Genomic DNA, 15,333 nt, shown 5'->3' on the forward strand with positions numbered 1-15,333 from the left:
GAAATTATGCTATACACAATGAGAGATTTATTAAAGGTTGCCAGGGAGAATCAATTTGCTGTTCCGGCATTTAATATCTCCAGTTTTGATATGTTGAAATCCATAATGGAAGAGGTGGAGGCGCAGAATGCGCCGGTCATCATGGAAATCCATCCGGATGAGATAGCATATTTGGGAGACTGCTTTGTTGCGGCGGTCAGGGATTATGCGCATAAAAGCAAGGTCCCTGTGGTAATACACTTGGATCACGGTGCATCACTGGCAGATGTCGTCCGCGGAATACATAACGGTTATACATCAGTCATGATAGATGCATCTTCAAGGGCATATGAGGATAATGTGGCTATCACAAAGAAAATTGTGGAGATTGCCCATTCAGTTAATGTTTCGGTGGAAGCAGAACTGGGGACAATTGGAAATAATGGTTCGCCAGAAGGTGGCACTGATAAAATCATATTTACAGATCCGGACCAGGCAGAAAACTTTGTTTATGAAACAGGAATTGATACATTGGCAGTTGCAATCGGAACAGCCCATGGCTTATATCCAAAGGGAGTGACCCCAAAGCTGAATATCGGACTTCTGAAAATACTGAACAGCCGCCTTAGTATCCCCTTTGTCCTTCATGGCGGTTCCGGGAATCCGGATGAGGAAATCAGCGAGGCCGTAAAGTATGGCGTAAGCAAAGTCAATCTGTCATCTGATTTAAAAAGTGTTTTCTTTAAAGCGGTCAGGGAACGGCTGAATGAAGTGCCCGGCAAATACGAACCCATGGATGTGTATCCGTATGCCAATGAGAAAGTAAAGGAAGTAGTCCGCCATAAGCTGACTGTTTTAAATACAATTAATAAAGCTGCTTTGTATTAAAGCTGGAGTGTAAAAAATAAAAGTCACAGTCCCAAAGCCTATGCATTGGGACCGTGGCCTTTCTGCATTCAGATAATACACCAATAACTAAAGCGCCTCCGTCAAATCCTTCACACTGGATCTTACAACCAGCCGTCCCGTAATCTGCGTTTTCATGGGCATGAAGCGCGGGTCCTCAATCAGCTGCATCAGCTGGATGACGGACTGCTTGCCCATGATGTTGCGCTGTACGTGGATGGTGGTAAGGGTGGGGGAACTGATTGAGGAATAGGGGATGTCGTCAAAACCTATAAGTGACACATCCTGTGGGATTTTATATCCCTTTTCCTTCAGGGCCTTCATGGCACCCAGCGCAATGGTATCATTTTCAGCAAAAAAACAGGGGGGGAGCTCCGGTTTTTGTTCCAGGAATTTTGAAAAATCATCACGGGCGCCCAGCATGGTTGGTTTTAAACGGAATTCATTGCGCGGATCAAAGTGAAAATCCAGTTCTTTTACGTATTTGATAAAAGCATCGTGGCGCTCATTGAAGTTTTCGGCACCCGTGGTGCTGCCCAGGTAACCCAGTTCGGTGTGGCCGCATTCTTTTAAATACTGCAGGGCGATATATACATTCTCCCTGTTATTCATGCATACGCTGCTGCAGTAATGGTTGGGTACCGTATTATCCACCACCACGAAGGGGATGGGAATGGAGTCCAGATGTACGAAATCTTCCCTCATGACTTCTGTGGCAATTAAGAACATTCCGCAGTATTTGCTGTAATCCAGCGAATTAAGGGCGGATTTAAGACCTGTCTTGACCACGGTCAGGGTCATGCCGATCTGTTCGGCCCGAAGCTGTTCTTCGATTGAGTCAATGATCATGGTAATGAATCCCTGGTTTTCTTCTACCAGCATACCGCTTTTATAAAACTTTACCACCAGCACATTCCTGCCGCTTCTTGATTTGCGGGCAGGGGGCATGTACTGGTAGGTTTTAAGGGCATCTAATACCTTCTTGCGTGTTTCCTCGCTAACCCCCTTTTTACCGTTTAATACAATGGAAATGGTTGCGGGCGAAACACCGATCTGCTTGGCCAGTTCTCTGACAGTCATATGGTTTTTCCTTTCCGGAATGCAGAAAGAACGTAGTAAACATCTTTGAACAATCCCCTGTAATTTACTAATCATACTCTGCTGAGATTATAGCACATGGTATGAAACGGGTCAATTCTTTACAGGAAAAAGATATGTTTACTAAACAAGAAACAGTGCAGTAGTAACGAGGGGCACGATATTGATTGATTTGTGTAATTAAAATGCACAACAAATATAATTTATTATGTAAGAAAATAACAAATATGTCAAAATGATATTGACACATTATTAAATTAGTTGTACTATTTAGTTAACACACAGGACGTGATATAAGTAGCGTTTAGTAAACAAAGTCAATAACAAAAAAGGAGGAAACGTACGAATGAAAAAAATGAAAAAAGTGGTCAGTGTGATTGCGGCAATTACCATGGCAGCATCATTGCTGGCAGGGTGCGGCGGTTCAGGCGGTTCAGGAACCACCACGGCGGCTGAGACAAAGGCGGCGGACACCACAGCGGCACCGACAGATGCTAAGGCGGCTGAAGCAGATACAACAGCTGCACCGGCTGCTGCGGAAAACCCGGTGGCGGGCAAGAAGGTAGCCTATATCATGCTTCTGCCGTCTGCGACAATCTTCCAGATGTGGAAGGATTCCTGCGCATCCCTTTGCGATGCCCTGGATGTGAAGTTTGATTTCTTCTTCTGTGACGGTGATTTTAACAAGTGGCAGGATACCATCCGTACCTGCGCATCTGCGGGATATGACGGGCTTCTGGTCAGCCACGGCAACCAGGACGGTTCCTATGTATTCTTAAAGGAAATCACGGAACAGTACCCGGATTTAAAGATTGTTACATTTGACACCCAGTTCTACACGGACGGTGAGTATCAGAAGCTTCCGGGCGTTACCCAGATGTTCCAGCAGGATAAGTCCCTTGTAACGGTCCTCCTGGATCAGATGATTGAGGAGTACGGAGAGGGCGTCCGCCTGATTAAGGTATGGAGGGGACCGAACTACAACAGCCCCTTTGACCGCCGTGAGGTCGGCTGGCAGGAGTATGAGGCAGCAGGCAAGATCGTGACGGTTGGCGAAGTACAGCCCCTTCAGGATTCCGTTGATTCTGCCAATACGGTTACTGCTGCATATCTCCAGGGCGTTAACCGGGCAGATGTGGATGGCGTCATTGCTTATTACGATTTATATGGCCAGGGCGTTTATAACGCAATTGCTGAGAATGATAATTTCAACGGTAAGAACGGCGATGCACTTCCCATGGCGTCGGTTGACATTGACCCGGTTGACATTACCAACATGCAGACCCGTCCTGATATCTGGACCGCGGCAGGCACCACGGACTGGACCATGAACGGAGAGATTGGGATGCGTATCCTGATGCTGCAGCTTGCAGGTCAGTATGACAAGATTTTTGATCCGGCCACCGGACAGAGCGGCGTGGATGTGGTCGAGGTTCCTGGAACCGCAATCAAGGCGGATGCGCTTCAGCCTGATTCAACGGTAGAAAACCTTGGGACCATTGCAGGTGAAACTTACGGCAATCTGGATTATCTGTCTGAAGCAGACTGGATGCCAAAGGATTTAATCCACTAATAAGCTGACATTGAAAAACGAGGTTTTTTTCGGATACAAAACCACAGGCAATCGTTTTTTGAAGGGAAGCGCGGGTTTTGCCCTGCGTTTCCCTTTTTTAAAAAGATTTTATTGCTGGAAAGAGGGACTCCATGGATAAGATTAAATTAGAAACAAAACATGTTTCCATTGAATTTCCAGGTGTCAAAGCACTTGACGATATTGATTTTGAAGTGACGACCGGTGAAATCCGCGCAGTGGTAGGGGCCAATGGCGCAGGTAAGTCAACGTTAATGAAGGTATTGGCAGGGGCCAACCCCGCCTACACAGGAGAAGTATTCCTAAATAATAAAAAGGTTGAAATCAGGACACCGGTGGATGCAAAGAAATTGGGAATACAGATTGTTTATCAGGAAGTGGATACTGCATTGTATCCTACTTTATCAGTAGCAGAGAATATTGTCCAGAACGATATGGTCATGGGAAAGAGCGGATATATCGTAAACTGGAGTAAGGCATATAAACAGGGGCGGGCGGCCCTGGACCGGCTCCACATCGGCCGTGACCAGGTGGATGAACATGAGCTGGTGCAGAACCTGTCCCTGGCCCAGAAGCAGATGGTGCTCATTGCCAAGGCAATCCGGTCAGAATGCAATTTCCTGATTCTTGACGAGCCGACCGCTCCTCTTAGCAATACGGAGACAGAGGAACTGTTCCGCATTGTGCGGCATTTACACGAAACAGAAAACATAGCAATTCTTTTTATTTCCCACCGGCTAAATGAAATCCTGGAAATCTGCGGGAATTACACGGTCATGCGCAATGGAAAGATGATTGACACCACGCCGGTTACGCCGGGGACAACCACAAAAGAAATCGTTGAAAAGATGCTGGGCCGTACCTTTGAGGAGAATTTCCCAAAGGAGACCTGTGAAATCGGGGAAATGCTGTTTGAAACCAGGAATTTGTCCGGGGCCGGCGGTAAGGTAAAGGATGTCACCATCCAGGTAAAGTGCGGCGAGGTGGTTGGGATTGCCGGACTGGTGGGCGCGGGCAAGTCTGAACTCTGTAAGACGATTTTCGGCGCATACAGGAAAACGGGCGGAAAGGTGCTGCTTAAGGGCAGGGAACTGAAGATATCGAATCCATCCGGGGCTGTTAGGAACCGCATGGCCCTGGTGCCTGAGGAAAGGCGTAAGGAGGGCGTCCTGGTCCATGAAAATGTCAGCTTCAACCTGTCGGCCGCCTGTCTTTCGCGGTTCTGCACAGGCCCCTTCATCCGCAGGCGGCGGGTTGACGACAATGCCAGGCGGTATGTGGAGGACCTTGGGATTTCCACGCCCAGCGTGAGGCAGCAGGTTAAGAACCTTTCCGGTGGAAACCAGCAGAAGGTTGCGGTTGGCAAATGGCTAGCAGCGGACTGTGATATCTATATTTTTGACGAGCCCACAAAAGGAGTGGATGTGGGGGCGAAGCAGGATATTTTCCATTTGATTAATGAAATTGCGAAGCAGGGCCATGGGGTCATCTATGCATCCTGTGAAAACTCGGAACTGCTGTCCCTGACTGACCGGATGTATGTGATGTATAACGGGACCGTGATGGCGGAACTTAAGACGGATAAGACCACGGAGGATGAGATTATGTACTATTCGGTTGGCGGAACCGATGATAAAAACCGGAATCAATAAACGGGAGGGATACTGTAGCAATGAAAAGTCGTACAAATGTTAAAAGGTTTTTAGTGGATTGGGCTGCAGTCCTGGCACTGCTTGTGTGTTTTATCGCATTTACGGCGGTTAAAGGAAGCGCCTTTATGTCGGGAAGCAATATGGTCAATATCCTCAGGGCGATGGCCATCAACACGGTATTTGGGATTGCGGCAACCATTACCATGGCACCGGATGGATTTGATATGTCTGCAGGTACATTGGCCAGCTGCTCGGCCTATGTGTTCGTGTCAGCCTACCTGTGGCTTGGGATGTCTTTGGGAATGTCCATTGTCACATGTATCTTTGTTACCCTGATCATGTACCAGCTTACCATGTTCCTGATCCTTGTGTGTAAGATTCCGGACATGCTTGCAACCTGTGCGCTGATGTTCGTTCATCAGGGTATCGGCCAGTGGTATATTGGGGGCGGCGCGGTATCCACGGGCATGAAGACTTCATGGGGAGCCATGCCGGCCCGCACCGCGCTGTCGGAATCATTTTCAGCCATCGGACGTGCGCCGTGGATTATCATTATCATGCTGGGATGCGTGTTCGTGGCTTACCTTTTCCTGAATTTCACCAAGCACGGCCGCTACCTTTATGCCATGGGCGGAAATAAGGAGGCTGCCAAACTGTCCGGTATTGATGTTAAGAAATACCGCTACCTGGCAGGTATGATTACCGCGGTATTCATTGCAATCGGAGGTATCCTGGTGGCATCCAGAGGCAGTTCCGCCCAGGTCATGTGCTGCGACAACTACCTGATGCCGTCGCTGGCAGCTGTTTTCGTGGGACGTACCGTTGGCGGCGCAGAGAAGCCGAATGCGTTGGGAACCATGATAGGCGCCATGCTGGTGTCCACGCTGGAAAACGGACTTACCATCTGTGCGGTGCCGTTCTATGTCCTGCCCGCGGTCAAGGGCGCCGTCCTGGCCCTGGCGCTTATCGCGGCTTATGCATCTAAGAGAGAAGATTAAGTGGGAGGTTACTACATATGTCAAGATTTGATCATTATTTTCAGATGAATGTGGATGATGTTATCGAATATACGCTGGAGAAGGCAGGGGAGATTCCCTGGGACCGGGATTCCATGGAAGCGGTTGTCCCGCCATCCCATGGCAACTTAAATTATGTGTACCGGGTCTGGGACGGTAAAGGCCATTCCATCTATATCAAGCAGGCAGGGACCGAGGCCAGGATTTCAAAGGATATGAAGCCCTCCAGGGACCGCAACCGCCTGGAATCCGAAATCCTTATGCTGGAGGACCGGTTCGCGCCCGGCATGGTGCCACATGTGTACTTTTTTGACACCGTCATGTGCGCCTGCGGAATGGAGGACTGTTCGGACTATGCGGTCATGCGGGATGCCATGCTGAGACATGAGACCTTCCCCGGGTTTGCGGACGATGTTTCCACCTTCATGGTAAACACGCTGCTGCTGAGCAGCGACATTGTCATGGACCACAAAGACAAAAAAGAACTGGTTAGAAAGTTTATTTCACCGGACCTCTGCGATATTACGGAAAAACTGGTTCTCATGGAGCCCTACAATGACTTGAATAAACGGAATAATGTTTATGGGCCCAACGAGGATTTCGTGAAAAGGGAGCTTTATGATGACCAGGCCCTTCATCTGGAAGTGGCAAAGCTTAAATTCCGCTTCATGACTGATGCCCAGGCCCTTCTGCAGGGGGATCTCCACACGGGATCCATTTTCATCCGCCAGGATGCGACCAAGATATTTGATTCGGAATTCGGCACTTATGCGCCCATGGGTTATGACACGGGCAATGTGATTGCAAACCTTATTTTTGCATATGACAATGGCCTTTCCACGGATGACGGAATGTTCTGCGGCTGGGTTTTAAAGACCATTGAGGAGACTGTGGATCTTTTTATTGAAAAGTTCGGCAAAAAGTATGATGAAGCGGTGACAGAGCCAATGGCCAAGGTGAAAGGATTCAAGGAGTGGTATTTTGACGGCATACTCCGGGATACCGCTGGTTATGCGGGGACCGAGCTGCACCGCAGGACAGTGGGGATGGCCAATGTCGTGGATGTGACCACGATAAAGGATGAAAAAAAGCGCCTTCTTGCAGAACGGATTAACATCCTGGCAGGAAAAGACTATATCATGAACCAGGGGGCTTTTCGGTGCGGGGCCGATTATGTGGCAGCGGTGAAACGGGCAAAAGAAGAAGCGGAGAAAACGCTTTAAAATGGACAGGATCATACAGAACTGCTTTTAATATGAAGGAGGCATGGAAACATGACGGTTGAAGAATTTTTTGACAAAGTAATCACGGTCCGCTTAAAAGAGGACAAAAGTGCGCTGGATATAATTGACCAGACCCTTCTGCCCGGGACCATAAAACGGATTCAGGTCAGCACAAAAGAGGAAATCTGGGAAGCTATCAAGAAACTGAGGGTACGGGGGGCGCCTGCCATAGGGGCAGCGGCTGCCTATGGGATTGCATTGCTGGCCTCGGGAATCACTGCGGACCGGTATGACATGTTTTACGCGGAGTTTAAGGAGCTAAAGGACTATCTGGCTTCCTCCAGGCCAACTGCGGTCAACCTGTTCTGGGCGCTGAACCGCATGGAGGGAACCGTGACCGATAATCAGGATAAGGATGTGGCTGAGATTAAAGCGCTTCTTTTCCAGGAAGCGGACGCTATCCGTGAGGAGGATATCCAGATCAGCCGCGGGATTGGCGGGATTGGTTTTGGGTTGTTGGAAGAACTTAAGCAGGAGGGGAAGGAGATTGGCATCATGACCCACTGCAATGCAGGCACGCTGGCCACTGCAAAGTACGGCACTGCCACGGCGCCCATGTACATTGCCCTTGAGAAGGGGTGGCCGGGAACTGCCATGCATGTTTACTGTGATGAGACAAGGCCGCTGCTGCAAGGCGCCCGCCTTACATCCTTTGAACTGTATAACGCAGGAATCACAACAACCCTGCAGTGTGACAACATGGCGTCCATATTGATGCAGTCCGGAAAAATAGATATTATTTTCGTGGGCTGTGACCGTGTCGCTAAGAATGGAGACGCGGCTAATAAAATCGGAACCAGCGGAGTGGCAATCCTGGCAAAGTACTACAAAATCCCCTTCTATGTGTGCGCGCCCACATCCACCATTGACATGGATACACCGACAGGAAAGGAAATACCCATCGAGATGCGTGATCCGGATGAGGTGACGCAGATGTGGTACAAAGAGCGTATGGCGCCCGAAGGCATCCATGTGTATAATCCGGCATTTGATGTGACGGACCATTCATTGATTACAGGCATCATTACGGAAAAAGGGATGTGCCGTGCGCCCTTTGAAGAGGCGTTTAAGGCTCTGGGAGTCGGGAAGTGAGGAGGAATCTATCATGCTTGAGAGATTAAAAGAACAGGTGGTTGCAGTGGCCAAGGAGGCGGACCGGCTTGGCATGTGCAGGCACAAGTCAGGCAACTTCAGTATATACGATCCGGAGACCGGGTATGTGGCAATCACGCCCAGCGGTGTGTCCAGGGATGTGCTTGCAACAGGACATATCTGTGTCATGGATCTTTCCGGAAGGGTAATCCAGCGTCAGGTGGATTTGAAACCATCCAGCGAGGCCATGATGCACCTGTATATCTATAAGGAGCGGAAGGACATCCGGGCCATTGTGCATACACATGCACGCTATTCTACTGCATTTGCAATCATGAACAAACCAATTCCCCCCATTGTGTATGAAAGCGCATATCTGGGGAAAACAGGCATGGTTCCGGTAGCGCCCTATGCAAGGGCAGGAACCGTTGAACTGGCGGTGAAGGTGGCGGAGGTCATGAAGGACAACGAAGTCTGCCTTATGGAAAGCCATGGCGCCATCGCTGCAGGCAGCAGCCTTGAGGACGCCTTCTTAAAGGCGCAGTATGTGGAGGAGATTGCGGAGATGTATTACATCACCCTTGCCAGCGCAGGTGGTGCCGAGCCCAAGGCACTGCCGCCGGAAGAACTCGAGAAATGGGCCTATCCAAAAGAAATACTTCTTTAAGGAGGACGCTATGAAAAAGATCATCAATGCCCCGGAGCAGTACACGGATGATATGCTGAGGGGGATTTATGCAGCATACCCTGATATGGTCAGATATGCTGGAAATGATTTGCGCTGCTATTGTACGGCACGTAAGAAACAGGGGAAGGTGGCAATCATTACAGGAGGAGGAACCGGGCATCTGCCCCTGTTCCTTGGTTATGTGGGTGAGAACCTGCTGGATGGATGCGGCGTGGGAGGCGTGTTCCAATCCCCCGGCGCGGAGCAGATATATAATGTGGCAAAACAGGTGGAGGCAGGAGCTGGTATCCTGTTCCTTTATGGGAACTATACCGGGGATATCATGAATTTTGACATGGCAGCCGAACTGCTGGAAATGGATGGCATTGAGACTGCAGGTATTGTGGGGGCGGATGATGTGCTGTCCGGCCCGGATGGAGCGGTGCGCCGGGGCGTGGCCGGGATTTTCTTTATGTATAAATGCGCCGGTGCCATGGCTGCACGGATGGGAACCCTTGAAGAAGTGCTGGAAGCAGCGAAAAAAGCAAAAGACAATACAAGGACCGTTGGTTTTGCCCTGACTCCCTGTGTGATTCCGGAAATCGGCCATCCCAATTTTACGCTGGCAGAAGACGAGATGGCATTTGGGATGGGCATCCATGGGGAGCCGGGGATATGGAACGGGCCTGTGAAGACTGCGGATGAACTGGCCGGCGAGTCATTGGACGAAATCTTAAATGACATGCCTTTGGGCGCAGGCCAGGAAGTCTGTGTGCTGATAAACGGACTTGGTGCAACCAGCCAGGAGGAACTGTATATCCTGTCAGGAAGCGTACACAAGCTCCTGAAGGACAAAGGGATAACAATCTATCGGACTTTTGTGGGCGAATACGCTACCAGCATGGAGATGGCCGGGGCATCCATTTCCATCTGCCGAATGGCGGATGAAGAGATGAAACAATGGATGGATATGCCTGTGCACACCCCCTTTTATATCCAGGTATGACGGTTCCGGTTCATGAAGGAGGGAAAGGATGGATTGTATGAAATATCATGAACTCCCCGCATTCTTCCAAGGTGCGGCAGACATCTTTGCAGAGAAAAAAGAGGAACTCTGTGAAATGGATGCCAATATGGGGGACGGCGATCTGGGCCTGACAATGGAAAAAGGTTTTGGGGCCCTGCCGCAGTTAATACGTGAAAATGGGGAGGAAGGAAATATTGGAAAGACATTGATGAAGGCAGGCATGAAAATGTCCGGCCTCGTCCCATCCACCATGGGCACGCTGATGGCCAGCGGAATCATGGAGGGCGGCAGGGCCCTTGGGGGCAGGGAGGAGATAGGTGCAGAAGGGCTTTCGGAATTCCTGGACGGATTTGTCAGGGGGATTGAACGCCGCGGCAAATGCCGGCCAGGCGACAGGACCCTTCTGGACGCCATGGATGCGGCTGCTAAGAATGCACGGCAGGCCAGCGGGGATGGGGCAGATATGGCCGGGGTAATCCATGCAGCGGTGGAAGGCGCAAGGGCCGGTGTGGCAGCCACCAAAGATATGCTGCCAAGGTTTGGGAAGGCAGCGGTATTCTCGGCCAGGGCCATTGGGGTCCCGGACCAGGGGGCGGTGGCAGGACAATATTTATTAGAAGGATTGGAGCGGTATTTCCGGACAAGACCAGATATGAAAGCGTGACTGAATCAAGATACAATGAAAGCACCCTCAGGAATATTGAGATGACACCTCCTGAGGGTGCTTTTATTGTATGGATGAGGGGAATCATGGTGAAGAATACCCATGCCGCCTAAACAACCGCATGCCGGGCCTGGGCCGATACCATTTCGTCTGCCTGGCCCTTGCTGCTTTCCCCGGCTTCCTTCCCTGTATCCGCCGCCAGTTTTTCCGCTGCTTTTTCCGCCGGTTTCCCCGCTGCCTTGCCCTTGGCCGGTATGCTTCCCGACAGCTTAATCGCTGCCTTGGAACAGGCCGGGCCTACCATCTCATAGAGCAGGCCGCTGGACAGGATGATGGTGGACAGCATGAGCCCGCTTTCCGTGGGCAGCATGCGCTGGCCAAGGACGGCCAGACCAATGGAAACGCCTGCCTGGGGAATCAGGGCCAGGCCGAAGTAACGGCGGATTTCCGGCGATGCGTGGATGACGGCGGCGCCTATGCTGGAGCCTGCGTATTTGCCTGCAATCCGAATCAGGAAATAGATGACCCCGATAAGGCCGGCCGCAGCCAGGCTGGGTATGGCCAGACGCATGCCGGAAAGCACGAAGAACATGACCAGCAGGGGCGGTGTAAACTGGTTCAGCTGCTTAAACAGATGTTTGTTGCCGCTGGCATTGACATAAGCCGTGCCGGAGGCCATGCAGGCCAGAAGGGGCGACACGTTCATGGAAGTGCATATGCCGGCCACGCCCATGATGGTGACACAGGCCAGCACAAGGCTGTGGTCCTTGCTGCGCCTTTTGTGGATGAGCCTGCTGAGCACGACTCCGGATACCGCGCCAATGGCAAGGGCGGCCACATTGAACAGCACAGGCAATGCAATCTGTGACACCGTGACAGAACCGGTCCCTGAACTGGCCTGGACAAAGGCGGCGGAGACGCTGAAAGCCACCAGGGCCACTGCGTCGTCCAGGGCCACCACCTGAAGGATGGTATCGATGAACGGCCCCTTTGCCTTGTATTGGCGGATGGTCATGATGGTGGAGGCCGGAGCGGTGGCGCAGCCAATGGCCCCAAGGAGCAGGCTGAAGGACAGGGACAGGCCTAACAGCAGCATGGCGGTGGTGATGAACACGCCAGCTGTAAGGGATTCAAACAGGGTCAGTATGACCATGTTCTTTCCATTGGCCTTCAGGGATGAGAGCCTGAAGTATTTGCCTACTCCAAAGGCGATGAAAGCCAGGGCCAGATCCGTGACAAAATCCATCTGGTTAATATATTCAGAAGGAACCAGATTCAGGCACCATGGCCCGATGATGACTCCTGCGATAATATAACCCGTAACGTTGGGCAGATGAAGCCTCTTTGTGATGCGTGTAAGCAGAAAGCCGGATGCCAGCATGATTGCGATACTGAGTATGATTCCTGCTGCTCCCAGATTTGTTATAAACAGTGCCATATGGAACACTCCTTTCTGCGGACAGGGCATAAGGATTACCCTGTTCCTTTTTGTTTTGCTTGATTATAGTAGCATTTGGTGATAAAATCAAATGATATTAATTAACCGGTATATAAAATTTATTTATATTATGAAGGAGATGGTATTGTGTTCGATGCAAAGGTGAAAACCCTGCTGTCCGTCATCGAGACAGGCAGCTATACAAAAGCAGCAGAAAAGCTGAATCTGACCCAGCCCGCGGTAAGCCACCAGATACGGATGCTGGAGAATGAATTCGACATAAAAATCTTTTATAGGGATAAAAACAAGCTGAAACTGACGCCCCAGGGCAAGATCCTGGTGCAGTATGCCCGCAGGGCCGCAGCTGTGTACACCAATGCATGCCAGGCCATTGAGGACAGCAAATCAGAGACCAGGCACCTGAATGTGGGGATTACCCCCACGGCAGGGGAGACCATCATCCCCCAGGTACTGGCCACGCTCTGTAATGAAAACCCGGGCATACATATAAATATCGGTGTGAATACCATTCAAAAAATTTATACCCGGCTCAAGGCGTATGAGCTTGATTTTGCCGTGGTGGAAGGTGCTGTGCCGGATGCCGCACTGGTGACCACCACCCTGGACACGGATTATCTGTGCCTGGCCGTGTCCCCTATCCACAGGCTGGCCAGGGCCAAGACTGTCTCCATCCGTGAAATCCGCCATGAGAAGCTGATTTTAAGAAGCCAGAGCGCGGGTACCAGACAGCTGTTTGAAAAGCATCTTGGGGCCAGGAACCTGAGCCTCTCTGAATTTAATGTTATGATGGAGCTGGATAATGTGTCCATGATCAAGGAGCTGGTCAGCATGGACTTAGGGATAACAATCATCGCAAAAAGCGCGTGCCGGGAAGAGCTGGCAAGCGGCCGGCTGTCCATCATCCCCATTGAGAACTCTACCATGGTCCGGCAGATTGATATGGTTTACCAGAAGGATTTCATCCATCCGGAGCTGATAGAGAACATACGCAGGATATATGAAGAACTGAAGGCAAAATAGCCCTTCCATTTTTATGGGAAATAGGATAGAATGGATGATAGTGATTTGCTGAAAATGAGTTAACAGGAGTAATGGAACCGTGAGTGGGAAAAAAGGCATGAGGACAGGAAAACTGCTTAGGAGTTTCCTTCCCTATTATGGAAAGTATAAAAAGATATTGATATTTGACCTGGTGTGCGCGGCATTGACCACATTGGGGGAGCTGGTGCTGCCCTTGATGCTGCGCTATATCACCAACCAGGGAATGCAGGACCTGACGGCCCTGACCGTGGGAATCGTGGTAAGGATAGGCGTGCTTTACCTGGTCCTGCGCATCATCGATTCCCTGGCAGCCTACTATATGGCTTATACCGGCCATGTGATGGGCGTTTATATTGAGACGGACATGCGTCAGGATGCGTTTGAACATCTCCAGATGCTGTCGGACAGCTATTACAGCAATACAAAGGTGGGACAGATTATGTCCCGTATAACCAGCGATCTTTTTGATGTCACGGAATTCGCCCACCACTGTCCTGAGGAATTTTTTATCGCGGCCCTGAAGACAGTGGTTTCATTCGTCATCCTTTCCGGCATCAACCTGGAGCTTACCCTGTTGATTTTTGTGCTGATACCGGTTATGATCGTGTCCTGCACATGGTTCAACATGAAGGTGAAGGAGGCGTTCCGCAGGCAGCGCAACCAGATTGGCGAACTGAATGCCCAGATTGAGGATACCCTTCTCGGCAACCGGGTGGTCAGGGCTTTTGCCAATGAGCCTGTGGAGATTGAGAAGTTTGGAAAAGGCAATGAAGCCTTTATGAACATTAAGAAATATACCTACCGCTACATGGCTGCGTTCCAGATCACGACCAGATCCTTTGACGGACTGATGTATGTGGTTGTCATTGTGGCCGGAGGCATTTTCATGATACAGGGCAAGGTGGAGCCGGGAGACCTTGTGGCTTATACCATGTATGTGACCACCCTTCTGACCACCATCCGCAGGATTATTGAATTTGCCGAGCAGTTTCAGAGAGGGATGACGGGAATTGAACGATTCCAGGAGATAATGGACGTTGTGCCGGATATCAGGGACAGGAAGGACGCCGGGAACCTGGAAGGAATCAAAGGCGCCATTGCCTTTGACCATGTAAGCTTTGAGTATCCGGACGACCATGTGCCGGTTTTGGAAGACATCAACCTGCTTGTGAAGCCCGGGGAGCGCATTGCGCTTGTTGGGCCTTCGGGAGGCGGCAAGACAACGCTCTGTAACCTGCTGCCCAGGTTTTATGATGCCACCACGGGAAGCATTTCCATTGACGGACATGATATCCGTGGGGTAACCTTAAAAAGCCTGCGCTCCAACATCGGCGTGGTCCAGCAGGATGTATATCTGTTTTCAGGGTCTGTTTTTGAGAATATCAGTTATGGACGGCCCGGGGCAACCAGGCAGGAAGTGGTGGAAGCAGCCAGGCTGGCCGACGCCCATGAATTCATTTCGGAGCTTCAGGATGGATATGACACCTATGTGGGTGAGCGCGGCGTCAAACTGTCGGGAGGACAGAAGCAGCGCATCAGTATTGCCAGGGTTTTCCTTAAGAACCCGGCTATCCTGATTCTGGATGAAGCAACCTCTGCCCTTGACAATGAAAGCGAATACATGGTGTCCCGGTCCTTGGAGAAACTGGCCAAGGGCCGTACCACCATCACCATTGCGCACCGTCTTACCACCATACAGGGGGCTGACAGGATTCTTGTGCTGTCCGGCAGCAGGATTGTGGAAGAGGGGAACCATGAGGACCTTCTCGCCAGAAAGGGAATGTACTATCAGCTGTATACAACAGCCAACCGTTTGAACCAGGGAATTGCATAGAGGAGATTGTAAGGAGAATTCATT

Annotated in this window: 13 protein-coding genes; 11 read left to right on the forward strand and 2 right to left on the reverse strand. The window is 50.6% G+C overall.

The window, feature by feature from the left end; genetic code table 11:
• Positions 1-6 precede the first annotated feature (6 nt).
• Positions 7-867 carry a ketose-bisphosphate aldolase gene (locus tag DWX59_RS10795; protein ID WP_117558919.1) on the forward strand — a complete coding sequence of 287 codons (861 nt, stop codon included), beginning with the start codon at positions 7-9 and terminating at the stop codon, positions 865-867.
• Between the two features lie 87 nt (positions 868-954).
• On the opposite strand, the gene DWX59_RS10800 is transcribed toward DWX59_RS10795, so the two are convergent.
• Positions 955-1,965, reverse strand: coding sequence for a LacI family DNA-binding transcriptional regulator (locus tag DWX59_RS10800; RefSeq protein ID WP_117558921.1), 1,011 nt, complete (start codon positions 1,963-1,965; stop codon positions 955-957).
• Between the two features lie 364 nt (positions 1,966-2,329).
• Between DWX59_RS10800 and DWX59_RS10805 the strand changes: the two genes are divergently transcribed.
• The 8 genes from DWX59_RS10805 to DWX59_RS10840 all read left to right on the forward strand — a co-directional run bounded on the left by DWX59_RS10805 (position 2,330) and on the right by DWX59_RS10840 (position 10,975).
• On the forward strand, positions 2,330-3,556 hold the full coding sequence (locus DWX59_RS10805) for a substrate-binding domain-containing protein (protein WP_117558923.1): 1,227 nt from the start codon (positions 2,330-2,332) through the stop codon (positions 3,554-3,556).
• Between the two features lie 131 nt (positions 3,557-3,687).
• The gene (locus DWX59_RS10810) at positions 3,688-5,226 is read left to right on the forward strand and encodes a sugar ABC transporter ATP-binding protein (RefSeq protein WP_117558925.1); all 1,539 of its coding nucleotides are present in this window, start codon (positions 3,688-3,690) and stop codon (positions 5,224-5,226) included.
• A 20-nt stretch (positions 5,227-5,246) separates the two neighbouring features.
• Positions 5,247-6,224 (forward strand): ABC transporter permease, encoded by a 978-nt coding sequence (locus DWX59_RS10815; RefSeq protein ID WP_117558927.1) that lies wholly within the window; start codon positions 5,247-5,249, stop codon positions 6,222-6,224.
• A 17-nt stretch (positions 6,225-6,241) separates the two neighbouring features.
• Positions 6,242-7,465, forward strand: coding sequence for an S-methyl-5-thioribose kinase (mtnK, locus tag DWX59_RS10820; RefSeq protein ID WP_117558929.1), 1,224 nt, complete (start codon positions 6,242-6,244; stop codon positions 7,463-7,465).
• 51 nt (positions 7,466-7,516) lie between these two features.
• Complete coding sequence (gene mtnA / locus DWX59_RS10825) at positions 7,517-8,617, forward strand: S-methyl-5-thioribose-1-phosphate isomerase (RefSeq protein ID WP_117558931.1); 1,101 nt, start codon at positions 7,517-7,519, stop codon at positions 8,615-8,617.
• Between the two features lie 13 nt (positions 8,618-8,630).
• Positions 8,631-9,284 (forward strand): class II aldolase/adducin family protein, encoded by a 654-nt coding sequence (locus DWX59_RS10830; RefSeq protein WP_117558933.1) that lies wholly within the window; start codon positions 8,631-8,633, stop codon positions 9,282-9,284.
• A 10-nt stretch (positions 9,285-9,294) separates the two neighbouring features.
• Entirely contained in the window at positions 9,295-10,290 is a 996-nt protein-coding gene (locus tag DWX59_RS10835) for a dihydroxyacetone kinase subunit DhaK (RefSeq protein ID WP_117558935.1), read from the forward strand.
• Between the two features lie 28 nt (positions 10,291-10,318).
• Positions 10,319-10,975, forward strand: a complete 657-nt coding sequence (locus tag DWX59_RS10840) for a dihydroxyacetone kinase subunit L (RefSeq protein ID WP_117558937.1) — start codon at positions 10,319-10,321, stop codon at positions 10,973-10,975.
• A 109-nt stretch (positions 10,976-11,084) separates the two neighbouring features.
• Here DWX59_RS10840 and DWX59_RS10845 read toward each other — a convergent pair whose 3' ends face one another.
• Entirely contained in the window at positions 11,085-12,413 is a 1,329-nt protein-coding gene (locus DWX59_RS10845; RefSeq protein ID WP_117558939.1) for a cation:proton antiporter, read from the reverse strand.
• Positions 12,414-12,560: 147 nt separating this feature from the next.
• Here DWX59_RS10845 and DWX59_RS10850 point away from each other — a divergent pair, with 147 nt between their 5' ends.
• Positions 12,561-13,454 (forward strand): LysR family transcriptional regulator, encoded by an 894-nt coding sequence (locus DWX59_RS10850; RefSeq protein WP_117558941.1) that lies wholly within the window; start codon positions 12,561-12,563, stop codon positions 13,452-13,454.
• A gap of 79 nt (positions 13,455-13,533) precedes the next feature.
• The gene (locus DWX59_RS10855) at positions 13,534-15,309 is read left to right on the forward strand and encodes an ABC transporter ATP-binding protein (protein WP_117558943.1); all 1,776 of its coding nucleotides are present in this window, start codon (positions 13,534-13,536) and stop codon (positions 15,307-15,309) included.
• Positions 15,310-15,333: the final 24 nt, after the last annotated feature.

Source organism: Enterocloster aldenensis, assembly GCF_003434055.1.
GTDB lineage: Bacteria > Bacillota > Clostridia > Lachnospirales > Lachnospiraceae > Enterocloster > Enterocloster aldenensis.